This window comes from Streptomyces typhae (assembly GCF_009755605.1).
Classification (GTDB): Bacteria; Actinomycetota; Actinomycetes; order Streptomycetales; family Streptomycetaceae; genus Streptomyces; species Streptomyces typhae.
In genome coordinates this window covers 345,456-363,042 of the sequence record NZ_WPNZ01000008.1, presented here as the reverse complement: position 1 = coordinate 363,042, position 17,587 = coordinate 345,456, and the positions used below count along the sequence as shown (strand labels likewise).

15 protein-coding genes are annotated in these 17,587 nt (G+C 75.4%); 7 read left to right on the top strand and 8 right to left on the bottom strand.

All coding sequences use genetic code 11. The features are described 5' to 3' along the window. Positions 1-119 precede the first annotated feature (119 nt). Complete coding sequence (locus GPA10_RS17190; RefSeq protein ID WP_157166257.1) at positions 120-1,988, top strand: CoA transferase; 1,869 nt, start codon at positions 120-122, stop codon at positions 1,986-1,988. 1,100 nt (positions 1,989-3,088) lie between these two features. Next, a complete protein-coding gene (locus GPA10_RS17185) occupies positions 3,089-4,852 on the top strand; it encodes a class I adenylate-forming enzyme family protein (RefSeq protein ID WP_157166256.1) in 1,764 nt (587 codons plus the stop codon). Positions 4,853-5,108: 256 nt separating this feature from the next. Here GPA10_RS17185 and GPA10_RS17180 read toward each other — a convergent pair whose 3' ends face one another. From GPA10_RS17180 to GPA10_RS17155, 6 genes are all read right to left on the bottom strand, one after another. Then, the gene (locus GPA10_RS17180; protein WP_157166255.1) at positions 5,109-5,993 is read right to left on the bottom strand and encodes a metal ABC transporter solute-binding protein, Zn/Mn family; all 885 of its coding nucleotides are present in this window, start codon (positions 5,991-5,993) and stop codon (positions 5,109-5,111) included. Then, positions 5,882-6,823 carry a metal ABC transporter permease gene (locus GPA10_RS17175; protein WP_246259238.1) on the bottom strand — a complete coding sequence of 314 codons (942 nt, stop codon included), beginning with the start codon at positions 6,821-6,823 and terminating at the stop codon, positions 5,882-5,884. Before GPA10_RS17175 ends, GPA10_RS17180 begins: the two co-directional genes overlap by 112 nt. A 154-nt stretch (positions 6,824-6,977) precedes the next feature. Beyond that, positions 6,978-7,616, bottom strand: coding sequence for an ATP-binding cassette domain-containing protein (locus GPA10_RS17170; protein ID WP_157166254.1), 639 nt, complete (start codon positions 7,614-7,616; stop codon positions 6,978-6,980). Between the two features lie 126 nt (positions 7,617-7,742). Next, the gene (locus GPA10_RS17165) at positions 7,743-8,237 is read right to left on the bottom strand and encodes a copper chaperone PCu(A)C (RefSeq protein WP_058849425.1); all 495 of its coding nucleotides are present in this window, start codon (positions 8,235-8,237) and stop codon (positions 7,743-7,745) included. A 380-nt stretch (positions 8,238-8,617) separates the two neighbouring features. After that, positions 8,618-11,047 (bottom strand): heavy metal translocating P-type ATPase, encoded by a 2,430-nt coding sequence (locus tag GPA10_RS17160; protein WP_157166326.1) that lies wholly within the window; start codon positions 11,045-11,047, stop codon positions 8,618-8,620. 122 nt (positions 11,048-11,169) lie between these two features. Next, positions 11,170-11,457, bottom strand: a complete 288-nt coding sequence (locus GPA10_RS17155) for a hypothetical protein (protein ID WP_157166253.1) — start codon at positions 11,455-11,457, stop codon at positions 11,170-11,172. Between the two features lie 227 nt (positions 11,458-11,684). On the opposite strand from GPA10_RS17155, the gene GPA10_RS17150 reads away from it, so the two are divergent. The 4 genes from GPA10_RS17150 to GPA10_RS17135 all read left to right on the top strand — a co-directional run bounded on the left by GPA10_RS17150 (position 11,685) and on the right by GPA10_RS17135 (position 15,110). Further along, positions 11,685-12,068 carry a cell division protein SepF gene (locus GPA10_RS17150; protein ID WP_058849423.1) on the top strand — a complete coding sequence of 128 codons (384 nt, stop codon included), beginning with the start codon at positions 11,685-11,687 and terminating at the stop codon, positions 12,066-12,068. A 602-nt stretch (positions 12,069-12,670) separates the two neighbouring features. Next, complete coding sequence (locus GPA10_RS17145) at positions 12,671-13,858, top strand: AAA family ATPase (protein WP_058849422.1); 1,188 nt, start codon at positions 12,671-12,673, stop codon at positions 13,856-13,858. A gap of 13 nt (positions 13,859-13,871) precedes the next feature. Next, on the top strand, positions 13,872-14,195 hold the full coding sequence (locus GPA10_RS17140; RefSeq protein ID WP_058849421.1) for a nucleotide pyrophosphohydrolase: 324 nt from the start codon (positions 13,872-13,874) through the stop codon (positions 14,193-14,195). Positions 14,196-14,627: 432 nt separating this feature from the next. Next, positions 14,628-15,110: a DUF6099 family protein gene (locus GPA10_RS17135; RefSeq protein WP_058849420.1), complete on the top strand. Its 483-nt coding sequence runs from the start codon at positions 14,628-14,630 to the stop codon at positions 15,108-15,110. A 22-nt stretch (positions 15,111-15,132) separates the two neighbouring features. Here GPA10_RS17135 and GPA10_RS42495 read toward each other — a convergent pair whose 3' ends face one another. Beyond that, a complete protein-coding gene (locus GPA10_RS42495; RefSeq protein ID WP_246259235.1) occupies positions 15,133-15,549 on the bottom strand; it encodes a hypothetical protein in 417 nt (138 codons plus the stop codon). A gap of 263 nt (positions 15,550-15,812) precedes the next feature. Between GPA10_RS42495 and GPA10_RS17125 the strand changes: the two genes are divergently transcribed. Then, a complete protein-coding gene (locus tag GPA10_RS17125) occupies positions 15,813-16,736 on the top strand; it encodes an LLM class F420-dependent oxidoreductase (protein ID WP_157166251.1) in 924 nt (307 codons plus the stop codon). Positions 16,737-16,921: 185 nt separating this feature from the next. Here the strand turns inward: GPA10_RS17125 and GPA10_RS17120 are convergent, their stop codons facing one another. Continuing rightward, complete coding sequence (locus tag GPA10_RS17120) at positions 16,922-17,404, bottom strand: hypothetical protein (RefSeq protein WP_157166250.1); 483 nt, start codon at positions 17,402-17,404, stop codon at positions 16,922-16,924. Between the last annotated feature and the right edge of the window lie 183 nt (positions 17,405-17,587).

The following is a 17,587-nucleotide window of genomic DNA, read 5'->3' as shown; positions in this document are numbered from 1 at the left end:
CGGGCACGGGCGCCCGACTGTCTCTCCAGGGAACTGGTCGGCTGCCGACGGCTCCGGGTTCCCGTTCGGAACGACCCCGGCGGGGGCTGCCTCGCGCGGGGAGAGGAGACACGCCCGACATGACGTCACCAGCCCTCACCACGGCACAGGCCGCCGCCCGCCCCCTGGACGCGCTCCGCTGCGACGTCGACGGGCCGCCGGAGTTGACGTGGCTCGCCGCCGAACATCTGCGGCTGCTCGGTGCCGTGCCCCGGGCGGGCGCGGAGAGTAACGGCGGAACGGGGCGCGGGCGCGGCCAGGGTGCGGACGGTCCGGCCGGCGGTCGCATAGCACTCGGCGGCGCCGGGTTCGGGCCGGTCACGGCGAACGTGCGCTGGGCGGACCCGGCGCCGTCCGGCACGTACGCGGGGGTCCACGACGAGGCCACCGCGCAGGCGGCCACCGGCGTCATGGCCGTGCACGGCCGCCGCGACGGCGCCCCGCGGGGCCTCGCCGCCGACTACACCGCCACCGCCGCGGGCGTCCTCGCCGTACAGGGCCTGCTGGCCCAACTCTTCGCACGGGCCAGGGGCGCGGCCCCCGACACCGCCCACGGACGAGCGGTGGACGTCAGCGCGGCCCGCGCCGGACTCCTCTCCGTGTCCCAGTACTTCGCCGCGACCGGAGCCGACGAGACCGAGGCGACCGAACTCGTCCCCGGCGGACCCCCGTTCACCTCCGCCGACGGGACCCTCTTCGAGCTGGAGACCCTCGACCCAGGCGCCTGGGCGGCGTTCTGGCGGGCCCTCGGCGCCCCCGCCGAGGCGATACGCGCGGGGTGGCGACCCTTCCAGTTCCGGTACGCGACCGCCTGTGCGCCCTTCCCCGACGCACTGCACACCACCGCCCGCGGCCACCGCTGGACCCGCGTCCTGGAGGCCGCCGCGGCCTCCGGCGCGGAGGTGTGCGCGCTGCGCACCCTCGCCGAGCGCGCCGCGGAACACGACGGGGCGGCGCCCTGGACGCTGTCCCGGCTGGGCCCCGCCGCCGTCCCTGCGGGCCGCCCCGGCTCCCACCCGGCCACGCCCGGCCGCCCGCTCGCCGGAGTCACCGTCCTGGAGGCGGGCCGCCGCATCCAGGCGCCGCTCGCCGCCCACCTGTTGCGGCTCCTCGGCGCCGACGTCGTCCGCATCGAGCCCCCGGGCGGCGACCCGCTCCGCGGCATGCCGCCCGCCTGCGGCGGCGTCTCGGCGCGCTGGCTCGCCCTCAACCGGGGCAAGCGTGCCGTCGAGGCCGACATCAAGTCGCCCTCGGGGCGCCGCAGGCTGCGCGAACTCGTCGCGGAGGCGGACGTGTTCCTGCACAACTGGGCGCCGGGCAAGGCCGCCCAGCTCGGCCTCGACGCGGCCGACCTCTCGGCCGTGAACCCCGGCATCGTGTACGCGTACACCAGCGGCTGGGCCGGTCGTCTGGACCCCGCCCCCATGGGGACGGACTTCATGGTGCAGGCGCGCGCCGGCGTCGGCGCGGCGGTGCGGCCCGCCGACGAGCCGCCCGCGCCGTCCCTGATGACCCTCCTCGACGTACTCGGCGGCCTGCTCGGTGCGGAGGCGGTGCTCGCGGGGCTGCTTCTGCGCGAGCGGAACGGAGGCCGCGGCGTGCGGGTGGACTCCTCCCTCCTCGCCGCCGCCGACGCGCTCACCGCGCCCGCCCTGCGCCGTGCGGCCCGGGGCGCCGAGCCCCGGCGTCCGGCGGGATTCCGCCGTCCGCTGCGCACGGCCGACGGCTGGGTGGCCCCGGCCGACCGGTGCGCGGCCGCAGCGGCGGCGTACGACCTGACCGGGCTGCCCACGCCGCAGGCGCTGCGCCTGCTCGGCACCCACGGCCTGGCGGCGACGGCCGTCACCACGGATCTCGCGTCCCTGCACGGTGACGCGCGCTTCGCCGGGACGCTCGACCGCGACACGCACGGGGCACCGAAGGTCCCGACCCCATGGACCTTCACCTGACAGCCCCCGACCTCCGGGCCTGCGGCACCTGGGACCCGGGTCTCCGGAACCTGGGACCCGGGTCTCTGGGCCTCCGGCACCTGGGCTCTCGGCATCCTGGCTCCCGGCTTTCGCGCCCTCGGCACCTGGGCTCCCGGTTTCCCGGCCTTCGGCCTCCGGGCCCCCGGCTTCCAGGCCCCCAGTCCCCGGGCGTCCGGCCCCCGGCCCCGGGTCTCTGGGCCTCTGGCACGTGGGGTCCCGGCACGTGGGCTTCCGGGTTCTGGGCCTTCGGTAGGTGGGGTCCCGGCACGTGGGGTCCCGGCTTCCGGGCCTTCGGTAGGTGGGCTCCCGGTCCTTGGGCCTCCAGCTTTCGGGCCTCCGGGACCTGGGCTCCCGGTTTCCGGGCCTTCGGTCTCCGGGCTCCCGGCTTCCATGCTCCGGGCCTCTGGGCCTCCGGCACCCGGGCCCCGGGTCTCTGGGCCTCCGGGACCTGGGCTCCCGGTTTCCGGGCCTTCGGTCTCCGGGCTCCCGGCTTCCATGCTCCGGGCCTCTGGGCCTCCGGCCCCCGGGCCCCGGGTCTCTGGGCCTCCGGGACCTGGGCTCCCGGTTTCCGGGCCTTCGGTCTCCGGGCTCCCGGCTTCCATGCTCCGGGTCTCCGGACCTCCGGCACCCGGGCCCCGGGCCTCCGGGCGCCACTTGTCGAGGCCCAGGCTCCCCCTGACAACCATGCCCCCCTGCCCACACGCCCTGAGGCTTCGCCTGAGGCTGTCCGGGCTCCGCCTGACGGCTCCTGGGCCCCGTCCGAGGGTGTCCCGGCTCCGCCCGACGACCCGCGGGCCGCGCCCGCCGCCCCTGAAGCTCCGCCCGACACCCCCGAGCCCCAACCCGACGAGGCCGCGAACCCGTGCCGACCGACCCCACCCGACCGAGGGCCGGTCGCCCCCGACGTGGCCGCGAACCCGCCCCGCCCGGCCGAGGGCCGCTCACCCGTCGTCCCGCCCCACCCGCGGACCAGCGGCACCGGCACCGGCACCGGCACCCGCCGCCCTCCCCACGGGCCTCACCCCACACCCTCGGCACCTCACCCCAACCTCACCCCACCCCAGCCTCAGGAGCCCTTCATGCCCCGCACCCCCAGCGAGCCCCGCACGCCCCTCCCCCTGCCCGACCTCCTTCCCGCCTCCCTCCGGCGCGCGTGGGCGCTCGACGGCACCTGTCCCGATCTCGACCTCTACAGCCTGTTCCGGGCGCGGCAGATCAGCGACCTGCACCGCACCGCGGTCGTCGACGCCAAGGGCAAGCTCTGCTACACGGCGCTCGACCGCAAGGTCCGATGTCTGGCCGTCGGGCTCGCGGAGCTCGGCGTCGGAGCCGGTGACGTCGTCGGCGTCCAACTGCCCAACGGACGCAACGCCGTGATCACGGACCTGGCGCTGGCCGCCGTCGGCGCGGTCGCGCTGCCGTTCCCGGTGGGCCGAGGCGCGGCGGAGGCGGCGAGCCTGCTGCGCAGGGCCGCGGCGGTGGCGGTCGTCGCCGCCACCGAACACCGCGGCGCGCACCCCGCCGCGGACCTCGTGGCGGGCCTCGCCCCGCCCACGGGCGGCCCCGCCCTCCGCCACGTCATAGCCGCGGGCCCCGGCCCGGCCCCCGAAGGGGCCGTCCCCTTCGCGGAGTTGCTGCGCCGCAGCGACCCCACGGCGTTCGTGGCCGCGAGACCGGACCCGGACGAAGCGGCCCGCATCCTCGTCTCCTCGGGGTCCGAGGCCGAGCCGAAGATGGTCGCGTACTCGCACAACGCCCTGGCCGGCGGCCGGGGAAACTTCTTCGCCTCGCTGATGCCGGACCCGGCCACCCCGCCCCGCTGCCTCTTCCTCGTACCGCTGGCCTCCGCGTTCGGGTCCAACGGCACCGCCGTCGCCCTCGCCCGGCACGGCGGCACCCTCGTCCTGCTCGACCACTTCACCCCACGGGCCGCGGTCGACGCCATCAGGGAACACGAACCCACCCACATCCTCGGCGTACCGACGATGGCCCGCATGATCCTCGACCTCCTGGAACAGGAGCAGCGCGAACAGCACCCGCACGCGGGGAAGCTGCCCGCGCCGACGGCCCTGGTCCTCGGCGGCGCCCCGCTGGACGCCACCACGGCCGCCGAGGCGCGCCGCGCGTTCGGCTGCGCCGTCGTGAACCTGTACGGCTCCGCGGACGGCGTCAACTGCCACACGGGGCTCGGAACCGAAGGCACCCCGGGCGGCCCGCACCCCCGCACCGACGGCCCCGCCCGCGCCTCAGCGGATCGCGCCACGGACCACGGCATCGTCGCGGGCCGCCCGGACCCGCGCGTCGCCGACATCCGGGTGGCCGACCCCTCCACCCACGAGCCCCTGCCCGCCTGCGAGATCGGCGAGATCGTGGCGCGCGGCCCGATGAGTCCGCTCTGCTACGTGGGCGCCCCCGAACTGGACGCCCGCTACCGCGCTCCCGGCGGCTGGGTGCGCACCGGCGACCTCGGTCTCCTGGACGAGGACGGTGTGCTGCACGTCGTGGGACGGCTCAAGGACGTGGTGATCCGGGGCGGCGCGAACATCAGCCCGGCGGAGGTCGAGCGGGAGCTGAGCGCGCATCCTTCGGTACGTGACGTGGTGTGCGTGGGCGTGCCCGACCCGCTGATGGGGGAGCGCCTCGCGGCCTGCGTGGTGCCGTCGTCCGGGCGGGCGGCGGGCGCCGGGGCGCCGACCCTGGAGGACCTGGTACGCCACCTCACCGCACGCGGCCTGGCACGCGCCAAGCACCCCGAAAGGCTCCTGCTGCTCCCCGCACTGCCCCTGACCCCGGCGGGCAAGCCGGACCGTACGACCCTGCGCGAACGCGCCACCCACGCCTGACCGTCCGGCCACCGCGGGCGCCCCGGGCGCCCGCGGCTGCTCCAGACTGACCCCGTCTGATCCTGTATGGCCCCGTCTGGCCCCATCTGGCCCCGACCGACACGGCCGCCGTGCGCTCCGCACGGCCGCCGTGCGCTCCGCGAGGGAACGCACAGCGGCCACGACGAGGCCGGTGCCGGGCCGAGCCCCGGCCCGAGCCCGAGCCCGGACCCGGGTCGGCCGTCCGGCCGGCTCCGGGCACGGCCGAACGGGGCGCTCAGGCGCCCTTCATCGCCTTCTTGAGCTGCTCCGCGGCCCCCCGGTACACCGGCAGCAGATCCATGTCCTTCCCCGGATAGTTGACGATCTTCACCTGCCGGGCGCCGGAGTCCGGCAGGACCTCGCCTGTGGACATGTGCGCGTTGTCGAGGACGAGCGCGGGCTTCTTCGCGGAGAGGCCCGCGAGCTGGGAGGCGGTCACGGCCTCCGGGCCGTACGTGCCGACGGTCCGGGCGCCCGCCATGCGGGCCGACCACGTGGTGAACACCTGGCTGACGACGGCCGGGCTCCTCCCGTCCGGCCAGGCCGCCTTGAGGTCCGCCGACAGACGCGCGTACTCGCGGTCGAAGGTCTTGCGCCAGTCCGCCGCCGCCTTCTCGGTACCGAAGAGCTTGCCGAGCCGGGCCACTTCGCCGCGCACCTTCGCGGCGTCGTTGTCCAGGTCCACCCGCACCAGGTCGGCCTTCGAACCCGCCGCGTCCTTGATCTTGCCCGCGTACGGTTCGAACGGCGCGTACAGCACGAAGTCCGCCTTGGTGACCGCCGCGAGGTCGGACGGCTTGGGGTCGTAGTCCGGCGCGTGCTGCGTGGAGGGCGGGACCAGGACCGTGACGTCCTCCGCGCCCGCCGCCTTCGCGAACGCGCCCTCCCACGTGGTCGTGGCGACGACGACCGGCCCGCCCTTCTTGCCGCCGGAACCGCCCGAGCCGTCGGAACCGCCACCGGAGGAGTCGTCGGAGCAGCCCGCGGCCGTCAGGGCGAGCGCGGCGCTCAGCGCGAGGAGCGGGACGCGGGCGGAGCGCCGGGAGCGCCGGGAGCGCCGGGAGGAACAGAAGGAACGGAAGGGAGGGGAGGGGACGGTGGGGACGCCTGTGCGCGCCATGTGGTGATGCTCCGTTCGGGGAGGAGATGGACGGCGAGGACGACGGCCCCCGCGGTCAGGACGAGGACGGGGCCGGGCGGCCAGTCCAGCCAGAGGGCGATGAGGAAGCCCGTGGTGTTCACGGCGACGCCGATGGCCACGGCCCACAGCGCGATGGTGGTGAGCCGCTTGCCGAGACGGCGCGCGGCGAGCGCGGGCAGCAGGGTGAGCGCGTCCACCAGCAACGCCCCCGTCAGCTTGATCGCACCGGCCACCGCCACGGAGACGAGGACCAGCAGGACGAGGGTGAGCGCGCCGACGGGAACGCCGGAGCACTGGGCGAGTTCACGGTCGTACAGGAGCAGCGCGAGGTCGCGGCGGCGCCACCAGAACAGCGCGGGGACGACCCCCGCGAGCACCCCGACCACCACGAGGTCGGCGCTGCCCACGGACAGGATCGACCCCCACAGCAGCGCGAACGCACCGGACGCGTTGACCCCGGACACGGACAGGACGAGCAGCGCGGCCGCGATCGCCATGCTCATCAGGAGCCCCATCGCCCCCGAGAGCCCGGCGGGGGACCGGGCCAGCGGTGCGACACCGGCACCGGCGAGCGCGCACGCCACCAGGGCGCACAGCATCGGGTCGAGCCCCGTGAGCAGCCCGACGGCGATGCCGAGCAGCGCGACATGCATCATCGCGAACCGCACCGGCATGATGTCGAGCCCCACGATCACGACCCCGACGATCGGCAGCCCCACGGCGGCGAGCAGCAGCGCCCAGCCGGCCCGCTGCACCGGTACGAGTTGCAGCAGCGCGCCGACGTCCGTGGTGGCGATGGCAAGGGTCATCGGGGGGCCTCCGGCGGCGGGGGAGTGGCGGTGGCGCCGGCGGTGGCACCGGAGCCGGACCCGGATCCCGCCCTCGGCCCGGCCCCGGGGCGGGACCCGGACCCTGGCCCGGGGGCGACACCACGCCCCGCCGGCGCCCGCGACACCTCGTACGTCACGGCGTCACCTCCCGCAGCCGTCCCGCCGCCATGTCCAGGACCCGGTCGCAGCGGGCGGCGAGTTCGCGGTCGTGGGTGACGACGACGAGCGTGACGGGGAGCGCTGTGAGGGCCGCGGCGGCCTCCTCCTGGCCCGCGAAGTCGAGGGCGGCGGTCGGCTCGTCCGCCAGCACCACCCCCGCCCCCGCGGCCACGCACCCGATGGCGCGGGCCAGGTACACGCGCTGCAACTGGCCCCCGGACAGCGCGTCCAGGGGCCGCCGCCGCAACTCGCCGACGCCGAGGTCGTGAGCCGCCTCCGCCGTCTGCTCGGGCGCGCCCGCGGAGTCCAGGAGTTCGCCCGCGAGCAGCGGGAACCGCCCGGCCGCGGGCTTCTGCGGCACCCAGGCGCAGGCCTGCCGCCGCCACGCCCGGTCCACCGCCGACGCGGTACCGCGGCCGCCGACGAGGATGCTGCCCGTGTGCTGCCGGTGCAGCCCGAGGACGGCCCGCAGCAGCGTGGACTTGCCGGAGCCGTTCGTCCCGGTGAGCGCCACGCGCTCCCCGGCTGCGATGTCGAGATCCACGCTGTCGACGGCGACCACGCGCCCATGACCGCAGGTCACCTCACGCATGCGTACGTCAAGTCCGCCCATCCGCTGCCCGCGCCCCTTTCCGGCACCCGCTCCGCTGCTCGCGCGCCAGTAGTCGCACGGCGGGCCCGGGGAGTTCCCGTACGGGCACCGGGAGTTCCCCCAGGGGCCCCCGGGGGTACGTGCGGCTCAGCTGCCCGGCCTCACCACCACCGCCCGTACGCGTACGTCCCCGCCGTGCCGGAACCGCAGCACGAAGGGCACCTCGTCACCGAGCCGCAGGGGCCGCCGGGGGCTCAGCATCACGTCCAGGCCCTCGGGCGTCATCCGCACCACGGAACGCGCGGGCACCGCCGCGGAGTCGACCATCCGCATCGACTCCACGTTCCCGGCCCGTTCCACGGTCCGGCTCAGCATCACGTCGTCCGCCTCGGGCGAGGCGACGGACAGCAGGGTGTCGCCGGACTCCCCGCTGTTGGTGATCCGGAAGAACGCCGCCGTCTCCGTCTTGCCGCCGTACGGCAGGAACACCCGGGCGTCACCGACGGCGATCCGCGCGGGCCCGCCTGCGGCCCCGGCGGCGACCCAGGCCGAGAGGCCGGAGAGGGCCACGGCGCAGGCGACGACGGGCGCGAGCACGGGCGCGAGCACGCCGGGCAGGGCGCGCCGTCCCCACGCGAACACGGCCCCGGCACCAGCGCCGAGTCCGGCATCAGCGCCGCCGAGTCCGGCTCCTGAGCCGCTGAGTCCGGCTCCTGAGCTGCCGACTCCGGCACCTGAGCCGCCGAGTGCGGCATCAGCGCCGCCGACCCCGGCATCAGCGCTGGCTCCGGAACTGACCCCGACTCCGGGATCGATCCCGACTCCGGCCTCGGTATCGACTCCGGCTCGGGTGTCGACTCCGGCCTCGGTGTCGACTCGGGCCTCGGGACCGGCTTCGGCCCGGGGATCGACTCCGGCCCCGACATCGCCCCCGGCCCCGGGACGTTCACCGCCTCCGCCCGCACCCACCGCACCGACGCCCACCGCACCCGCACCCACCGAACCCACCTGCTCCACCTCGCTCACCGGCCCCGACCCCCGACGCCCGCCCGTCCGCGTCCCGTCGCGGCCCGCGGCGCCGGTTCCCACGTACGCAGCCGCAAGCTGTTCCCGACCACGAGCAGGGAGCTGAGGGACATCGCGACGGCCGCCGTCATGGGTCCGAGGCGGCCGACCGCGGCGAGTGGCACGGCGAGGGCGTTGTAGCCGAACGCCCAGACCAGGTTGGTGCGGATGGTGGCCAGGGTGCGGCGGGCGAGCCGCACCGCGACGGCCGCCGCGCCGATGTCCCCGGTGGCCAGCGTCACGTCGGCCGCGCCGATCGCGGCGTCGCTGCCGCAGCCCATGGCGATGCCCAGGTCGGCACGGGCGAGCGCCGCCGCGTCGTTCACGCCGTCGCCGAGCACGGCGACCCGGCGGCCCGCGGCCCGCAGTCGCCCGACGAGCGCGGCCTTGTCCTGCGGTGTGCAGCCCGCGTGCACCTCGTCGATCCCGAGCTCGGCGGCCACGGCGTGCGCGACCGCGGGCCGGTCCCCGGTGGCGAGCACCGGCCGCACCCCGAGCCGCCGCAGCCGGTCCACCGCGCGGTAGCTCTCCGGCCGCAGCACGTCGCCCACGGCCACCACGGCTCGGACGACGCCGTCCACCCGTACCAGGACCACGGTCCGCGCGGCCGACTCGGCCTCGGCGAGGGCGCGGCCGAGCACGTCGGGCAGCACGGTGCCCGGGTCTGCGTGCGGGGCCGCGCCCGGGGCCGCTTCCAGGACCGCGCCCTGGGCTCCGCTCGGGTTAGTGCCCGAGCCCGAGCCCGAGTCCGGAACCGAGCCCGAGTCCGGAACCGAGCCCGAGTCCGGAACCGAGCCGCCCAGGCCCGTGCCCGGCGAGCACACCTCCACCTCGCGCCCCTCCACCACACCCCTGACACCCCGCCCCGGCGTCGCACGGAAGTCCGTGACCTGTGGCAGCTGCTCCGCCGTCAGTTCCTTCCGCGCGTACGCGACGACGGCGCGCCCCAGCGGGTGCTCGGAGCCGCCCTCGACCGCCGCGGCGAGCCGCAGCACCGCGTCGCGACCGGGCCCTCCCGGTGCGGCGGTGACGTCGGTGACGGTCATGTGACCCGTCGTCAGCGTGCCGGTCTTGTCGAGGACGACGGTGTCGACACGGCGCAGCGTATCCAGGGCGCGGGGCCCGCTGATCAGCACGCCGAGCCGGGCGCCGCGCCCCGTGGCGGCGAGCAGCGCGGTGGGCGTCGCGAGGCCGAGCGCGCAGGGGCAGGCGACGACGAGGACCGCCACGGACGCGGTGATCGCGGCCTCCGGCGCGGCGCCCGCGCCCAGCCAGAACCCGAGGACGGTCACGGCGAGCGTCAGGACCACGGGGACGAAGACGCCCGCCGCGGCGTCCGCGAGCCGCTGGGCGCGCGCCTTGCCCGCCTGGGCTTCCGTCACCATGCGCGTGATGCGGGCGAGTTGCGTGTCGGCGCCCACCGCTGTCGCGCGGACGGTGAGGAGCCCGCCCGCGTTCACGGCGGCGCCGACGACGGCCCCGCCGGGGCCGACCTCCACCGGCTCGCTCTCCCCCGTGACGAGCGACAGGTCGAGCGCCGACGCCCCGGCCACCACCACGCCGTCCGTGGCCACCCGCTCCCCGGGCCGCACCACGAACTCCTGCCCCACCCGCAGCCGTCCGGCCGGGATCCGCCGCTCCGTGCCGTCCGCGTCGCGCACCGCGACGTCCTTGACGGCCAGCGAAGCGAGGGAACGCAGCGCCGCGCCCGTGCCGTGCCGCGCCCGCGACTCCAGGAAGCGCCCCGCGAGCACGGACAGCGGCACCCCGACCGCCGCCTCCAGGTACACGTGGTGGGCGCCGTCACCCGCGGACGGCAGCACCTCGAACGCCATCCGCATCCCCGGCTCGCCCGCGCCGCCGAGGAACAGGGCGTACACCGACCACGAGAAGGAGGCCGCGACACCGAGCGACACCAGCGTGTCCATGGTCGCGGCGCCGTGCCGCAGGCCGCGCAGCGCCCGCCGGTGGAACGGCCACGCACCCCACACCGCCACCGGCGCCGTGAGCACGAAACACAGCCACTGCCAGTTACGGAACTGCCAGGCGGGCACCATGGACAGGACGAGCACGGGCAGCGAGAGCGCGGCGGTGACGAGCAGCCGCTGCCGCTCGGCATACCGCTCCGTCGCCTCCCTCTCCGTACCGGCTCCCTGAGGTTCCGGTTCCGGTCCCGTGGGCGAGGCGGGAGAGGCGGGAGAGGCCGCCGGGGGCGGCAGTTCGGCGGTGTACCCGGCCTTGACCACGACGGCGACGAGTTCGTCCGGCGGGATGTCCGGGGGGTGGTGAACCCGGGCCCGGCCGGTGGCGAGGTTCACGGTGGCGCTGACGCCGGGGAGCCGCCCCAGCTTCTTCTCGACCCGGTTCACACAGGCGGCACAGGTCATGCCGCCCACGAGCAGGTCGGTGACCGTGCCTTCGGCAGGTGCCGGGGCAGGCGCAGGTGCCGGGGCCGAGGTCCCGGCACCTGCCGAGTCCTCGGCGGTGGTCTCCGCAGTGGTCTCCGCGGTCACCGGCCGTGCCCCCCGTGCGAACCGCCGTGCCCGCCCTCGTCCCTTCCGGTGCCACCGGCACCACCGGTGCCGCCCTCGGGGCCCGTGTCGCCGCCGGGGTCCGACGACCGCATGCCCGGCGCCACCGGCCCCACCGACGAGCCGACTTGGTACGCGACGGCGAAGACGACGACGAGCAGCACGAGGAATCCGAGCAGCGCGGGCGGCGGCCGCCACCTCCGCGCGCCGTCCGGTGCGCCGCCGGAACCCGGCGTGCGCGCGGGGGTTGAACGCTCGTCTGCCATCGACGCTCCCGTGAACTGGTTTGGCGGTACGGGGCTGCGGACACCCGGCACCGGGCAGGTGGTCGTGCGGCTGGGGCGGCGGGTTCCCGGGTGTTCTCGCGGTGTTCCCGCGCCGCCCGCACATGTGACACGTGCCATGCGACCGTGTCGTGGTTGGGCCGATCGGGTGAGTTGCGTAAGAATTGCCAGGTGCAGACGTTGAGGACGAGCCAGGACGGGGTTGCTCTGTGACCAGCCACGAAGCCACCGACGAACAGTGGGAGGGGCTCGCCCAGGTCGTACCGCTGCGCGGCCGCAACGAATGGCCGTCGTGGCCCGGCCACAGTGCCCTGCCCGACGCGGAGACGGAGGCGCGGCGGCGCTTCATCGTCACGCGCGTGAACATCTTCGCGGACGCCCGTGACGTCGCCGAGTACCTGATGGCGCAGACGCCGGTCCTCCTCGACCTGTCGGGCGCCGAGACCGAAGTCGCCAAACGGGTCCTGGACTTCAGCAGCGGCGTGGTCTTCGGCCTCGGCTGCGGTATGCACCGCGTGGAGAAGAACGTCTTCCTGCTCTCCCCGCCCGACACGGAGGTCCAGGGTCTGGTGGAGGCGGCGACGGGCATCTGACCGGGGTTGCCCGGCGCCGGGCGGGTGCTGTGCGGCATCTGGGATGCCTTGCCCGGCGTTGCCTGCCGCTGTCCGGCGTCGCCTGCCGCTGTCCGGCTTCGGGCGGGCGCTGTCTGGTGTCGGACGCGCGCTGTTCGGCATCCGGCGACCGCCGCCCGGCGGCCGACCGGCGATACCTGGCGGCGCCCCCCAATCTGGCAGGCGCCGCCGTCAGGTATCTGACAGACGCTGGCCGGAGCCACCGGGAGCCACCCGGAGCCGACGAGCAGCCGCGCAGCGCAGCCCAGCGCCCGTCCACAGCAGCCCGGCTGAAGCTCCGCCCTGGGGCAGCCTCGGCCTGAAGAAGCCCGCCCTGGCGACATCGCCGCCCCGGTGGCACGCCTGCCCCGGCGCCCACCCCTGGTCGGGCGCCGACCCGCGGCCCGACGACCGGACCGCCCGCAGCCCCGCCCGCCCCGGCCCGGCGCTCGCCCCGGCCCCCGCCCCGGCGCCGGCCCGGCATCGGCCCCCGCCCCGGGGAACTTCGGCCCGTGATCCCCCATTCGTGCGAAGGTCCGCCGGGCGGAACGGTTCGGCTGGATCGGTGGCCATAACGTCCGGTCATGAGTGTGCACTCCCGCCGGGCGCTCGCGCAGGACCGGACGGCGGCCCGCGTCCGGCCGCGCGTCACCGAGCTGCGTCTTTCCGCCTTCGAGGGGCATCGGGGCGCCGCGTTCCCGCTCGGTCCGCTCACTCTCTTCGCGGGGCCGAGCGGCAGCGGGAAGACCAGCGCGCTCCGGGCGTACGAGGCGCTGGCGCTGCTCGGCGCGGGAGCCGAGCTGATCGACGTCTTCCCGCAGCCCGGCCGCTGCGTGCCCGAGCGGGCACGGGCCGACGGCCAGGCCCGCCGCGGCTTCCGCATCGGCTGCACGGTCGACGGCCCCGCGGGACCCGTACGCCTGGACGTGGCCGTGCAGGCCGAGCCGGAACTGCGCATCGCGGGCGAACGGTTGACGCGCGACGGGCTCACGCTCCTGGAGACCGCCCTGCGCGACCCGGGCCGGCGCGCCGTCCAGGCGGCCTGGCACACGGCGGGCGCCGCGCCGGTCACCCGCGCCCCGCTGCCCGACGACCGTCTGGGCACGGCCCTGCTGCCGCTGCGCGTCGCGGGCAAGACCGACGGCCAGCGGCTGGTGCTCGCCGCCGCCGAGCAGGTCGTCGTCGCCCTGCGGTCGGTGTTCGCCTGCGACCCGCGCCCCGCCCGCATGCGCGAGCCGGTGCCGCCCGGCCTCGTCGGCACCGGCCGCCTCCTGACGGGCTGCGACAACCTCGCGGAAGTCCTGTGGCGCACCCGCGCCGAGTGCGGCACCCGGCACGCCCAGCTGGTGACGGCGGTGCGGGCCGGCTGCGCGGGGCCGGTGGCCGACGTGCGGGCCGAGGAGACACGGGACGGCGCGCTCCTCGGGGTGCTCGACCGCGGTGACGGCGTACGCACCTCCATGGGCCGCCTCGGCGACGGCGAACTGCGCTATCTGGCCCTCGCCCTGGTCCTGCTCACCGGCCCCCGGGTCCTGGAGGTCGACCCGGTGGCGGAGGTCCCGGAGGCCTACCAGAGCCTCACGGTCCTCGCCGACGGCTTCGACCGCTGCCTGGACCAGCGCCAGAAGCGGGCCCTCGCCGACCTCGCCGCCCGGATGTGCGCCCGCGGGCATCTGCGGCTGATCGGCGCCGTCGCCGACGCGGCCTGGGCCGCGGCGGCGGACGGGGTGACCGTGGTGGACCTGGGGCGCCCCGGACCTGCCGGGATGTAGTTGACTTGGGGCCGTGACAGATCATGACGTAGCGGGACTGCAGCGCAGGCTGGCCGAGTTCGCGGCGGCGCGCGACTGGGAGCAGTACCACACCCCCAAGAACCTGGCCGCCGCGCTCAGCGTGGAGGCGGCCGAACTCGTGGAGATCTTCCAGTGGCTGACTCCCGAGCAGTCGGCCCGGATCATGGACGAACCGGAGTCGGCGCACCGCGTCACCGACGAGGTCGCCGACGTCCTCGCCTATCTGCTGCAGTTCTGCAGCCGCCTCGGAATCGATCCGCTCACGGCGCTCGCCGCGAAGATCGACCGGAACGAGCATCGCTTCCCGGCGCCCTAGGGCAGCGCCGCACTCCCTCAGTACGCCCCCCGTCGCCCGGCGGCTCTCCGGTGAAGCGGCCGTGCCGCCCGGCGGACCTTCGATGGAGCGGCCGTGCCGCCCGGCGGCTCTCCGAGGGAGCGGCCCCGCCGTCCGGCGCCGAGCCGCTCCACCGCACAACCGGTGCTGAGCCCCCGGCATTCACGGCGCACACGGCGCGCACCCCCGCCCCTCAAGTCCTGTGCCGTCACCACCCGTTGGACATGCCGAAAGCCCCCCAAAGACACCTCATCGTCACTCTCCGAAGTGGATGCATTGTCCATTGGCGATTTTTTGTCCACAGATTTCAGGCTTCCTCTGGCTTTTCGTCCTGAAGGCGCTCACTGTGGGTAGTGGATAGAGGAGTTTGGTTGCACGTGCTGTGTATGGGCGCGGAATGAATGGGGACGGCGCATGGATGCGATGCGGCTCATCGAGGCGAGCAGGTGCGCCCTGGCGCGAAGTCAGGAGTCCGCCTCCCTCGTGGCGGAGGTGTGGCAGTCCCAGGCTCTGGCGCAGGCGATCGGCAGCCGCCTGGCGGTCGCGGGACCCCCGGAGTTACGGGGCGAGGCGCTGGGCCTCAGCGAACTGAGCGGCAGGGGCTGCGCGGTCCTGAGTCATCCCCCGCCCGAGCCCCAGGAGATACGGGCGGCGAAGCTGACGACGATAGGCGATGCCCACGACACCCTCCTCGGCCTCGGCGTGCTCCTGGGTGAAGTGGGCATCGCCCTGGTCACGGTAGCGATGGGCGCCGACGACGAGGGGGTGTACTGGCAGTGCATGGAGGCCATCGACGCGGCCGACGAGGCCCGGGACCGCGTCCTGGAGATGCTCCGCAGACTCGCGGCCAGAGCGCGCGACGCGCCGGAGCCCTCGGGGACCCGGCCGATGTGCTGAGCCGGACAGCCCGGACCGCTCCTCAGACGCCGCCGGGACCGCCGTCCACCGGCGGACGCACCGGCGTGCCCGCACCGGGGCGCACGGACTGCGGGGAGTGGAACCGCGGAGGGTGGGACTGCGGGGCGTCGATCAGTGAAGAGCCGACCTGCGAGGGGCCGGGCTGCGGTGAGCCGGGCGGCTGGAGAACGGGCTGCTGAGGGCAAGGCCGTTGCACATCGGGCTGCTGGAGGGCGGACTGCTGAAGATCGGCGTCCAGGCGCGTCAGATCCGCGTTCAGCGCGGCCATCAGCTCCTCCATCTGCTGCAACAGACCTCTGGGCGCGCCCTGCCGCGCGGCACGGGCCTGCCCGCGGGCCGGTTCCGGCACGACCTCGCGGCGTGACTGCTCCGGCGCGCGCGGATCGTGCGTCTGCTCGGGCACGGCTTCCTGGGACATGACGGCCTCCTCGGCCCGCGCCCCGCCGGTCCGGGGACGCGCCCCGGCCGGGCAAGGCGGTGGATGCGGGGGCGCCCCGGCGAGGCCGCCGGCGCGGGCGCCGGGCGGCCCGGCTCCGCCCCGGCCAACGATCTCCCGTGCGGCCCAGTCACTGCGACGGCCCCGCCCCGGCCGTCGAGCGCGCGGATTTCACCCGACCGGGGCGGCGGCGCCCGGCCCGTACGGGGAAGGTTGACGGGCGTTCGAGCGTGCAGGATGGACCCATGGATCTTCGCATCTTCACCGAGCCCCAGCAGGGGGCCACTTATGACACGCTGCTCACCGTCGCCAAGGCCACCGAGGACCTGGGCTTCGACGCCTTCTTCCGCTCCGACCACTATCTGCGCATGGGATCGGCCGACGGCCTGCCGGGGCCCACGGACGCCTGGATCACCCTTGCGGGCCTCGCGCGTGAGACGCGGCGGATCAGGCTCGGGACGCTCATGACGGCCGGCACCTTCCGGCTGCCCGGTGTGCTCGCCATCCAGGTGGCCCAGGTCGACCAGATGTCCGGCGGCCGGATCGAACTCGGACTCGGCGCGGGCTGGTTCGAGGAGGAGCACAAGGCGTACGGCATCCCGTTCCCGAAGGAGAAGTTCGCGCGCCTGGAGGAGCAGCTCGCGATCGTCACCGGGCTGTGGGCGACGGAGCCCGGCAGCACGTTCTCGTACGAGGGCACCCACTACCAGCTCACCGACTCGCCCGCGCTCCCCAAGCCCGCGCAGGCCAAGGTGCCGGTCCTGATCGGCGGCCACGGCGCGACGCGCACGCCCCGGCTCGCCGCGCAGTACGCGGACGAGTTCAACATCCCGTTCGCCTCGGTCGAGGACAGCGAGCGGCAGTTCGGCCGGGTGCGGGCCGCGGCCGAGCAGGCCGGACGCGAGCCCGACGACCTGGTGTACTCCAACGCCCTGGTGGCGTGCGTCGGCAAGGACGACGCCGAGGTCGCGCGCCGCGCGGCGGTCATCGGCCGCGACGTGGAGGAGCTGAAGGCCAACGGCCTCGCCGGTTCCCCCGCCGAGGTCGTCGACAAGATCGGCCGGTACGCGGAGATCGGCGCGAGCCGCGTCTACCTCCAGTGCCTGGACCTGTCCGACCTGGACCACCTGGAGCTGATCTCGGCGCAGGTCCAGTCCCAGCTCGCCTGACCGCGCGAGCCGGTTCCCCGCGTCGTGGGCGGCCACCGCGCCCGGCGACCGCCCACGACCTGGCGCAGGCGTCGAGCACGCCCGCGCCCGTCCGCACCACCTCGCCCTCACCGGGATCATGCCCGCGCCGCTGCCTCACCCTGCGTGCGGCGACAGGCTGTCAGTACTGGTGCCGGAAAGTGGTGTCAGAAGTTGCCGCACGGGATGTAGGGACGCGTCTGGGGCGGGGTCTCGATGCCGTTCCGGTCGCGGATGAACACGGTCACGGTGTATTCGATGCTGCGGACGCAGCCGAAGGTGAATGTCGCGAACCGGTTGGCGTTGCTGGAGCTCGTCACCGGCGTGCTTCCCCCAGGATCGGCCCTGAACACCGGGTCGAAATTGGGCTCGCCACCGGTCCACCTGACCGTACAGGTGATCTGTCCCGGGCCGCCCTGTGTCCGATTCGCGGAACACATGAGGGACGTGATGACGAAGTCGGAGGCGACCGCGGCTCGGGTCGTCGTTCCGAGCGCCGTGGTGGTTTGCGCCATGTGCGCTGCCGGCGAGTTGCGCGCGGCCGGCTCCGACGCGTGCGACTGGGGGGCGAAGGCCCCGACCACCGCGACGAGCGCGAGGAGTACCGCCGCCAAGAGTGCCTTGGGCGCCGGGACGGTTGTTCGGCTCACGGGCTTTCCTTTCGTTGGAGGCGTGCGGGGCGAGCGGCGGCAACACCGCCGTCGCCAGTAGTTCGCACGCGACCGGCGAGCGGATGGGTCGGCTTGCGAGCGAATCGCTCGGACCGAGTGGCGGCGGGCGCCGAGAAATCCATGAGTGCTTTCGGGGTGTTCGTTGTACGTTTGTGCAGGTGC

Excerpts from the sequence above, each read along its gene's own strand:
- GPA10_RS17175 (WP_246259238.1), bottom strand. The coding sequence starts at position 6,823 with ATGACCCTTGCCATCGCCACCACGGACGTCGGCGCGCTGCTGCAACTC.
- GPA10_RS42495 (WP_246259235.1), bottom strand. The coding sequence starts at position 15,549 with ATGTCCCAGGAAGCCGTGCCCGAGCAGACGCACGATCCGCGCGCGCCG.
- GPA10_RS17185 (WP_157166256.1), top strand. The coding sequence starts at position 3,089 with ATGCCCCGCACCCCCAGCGAGCCCCGCACGCCCCTCCCCCTGCCCGAC.
- GPA10_RS17145 (WP_058849422.1), top strand. The coding sequence starts at position 12,671 with ATGAGTGTGCACTCCCGCCGGGCGCTCGCGCAGGACCGGACGGCGGCC.
- GPA10_RS17125 (WP_157166251.1), top strand. The coding sequence starts at position 15,813 with ATGGATCTTCGCATCTTCACCGAGCCCCAGCAGGGGGCCACTTATGAC.
- GPA10_RS17135 (WP_058849420.1), top strand. The coding sequence starts at position 14,628 with ATGGATGCGATGCGGCTCATCGAGGCGAGCAGGTGCGCCCTGGCGCGA.
- GPA10_RS17180 (WP_157166255.1), bottom strand. The coding sequence starts at position 5,993 with ATGGCGCGCACAGGCGTCCCCACCGTCCCCTCCCCTCCCTTCCGTTCC.
- GPA10_RS17155 (WP_157166253.1), bottom strand. The coding sequence starts at position 11,457 with ATGGCAGACGAGCGTTCAACCCCCGCGCGCACGCCGGGTTCCGGCGGC.
- GPA10_RS17160 (WP_157166326.1), bottom strand. The coding sequence starts at position 11,047 with ATGACCTGTGCCGCCTGTGTGAACCGGGTCGAGAAGAAGCTGGGGCGG.
- GPA10_RS17190 (WP_157166257.1), top strand. The coding sequence starts at position 120 with ATGACGTCACCAGCCCTCACCACGGCACAGGCCGCCGCCCGCCCCCTG.
- GPA10_RS17170 (WP_157166254.1), bottom strand. The coding sequence starts at position 7,616 with ATGGGCGGACTTGACGTACGCATGCGTGAGGTGACCTGCGGTCATGGG.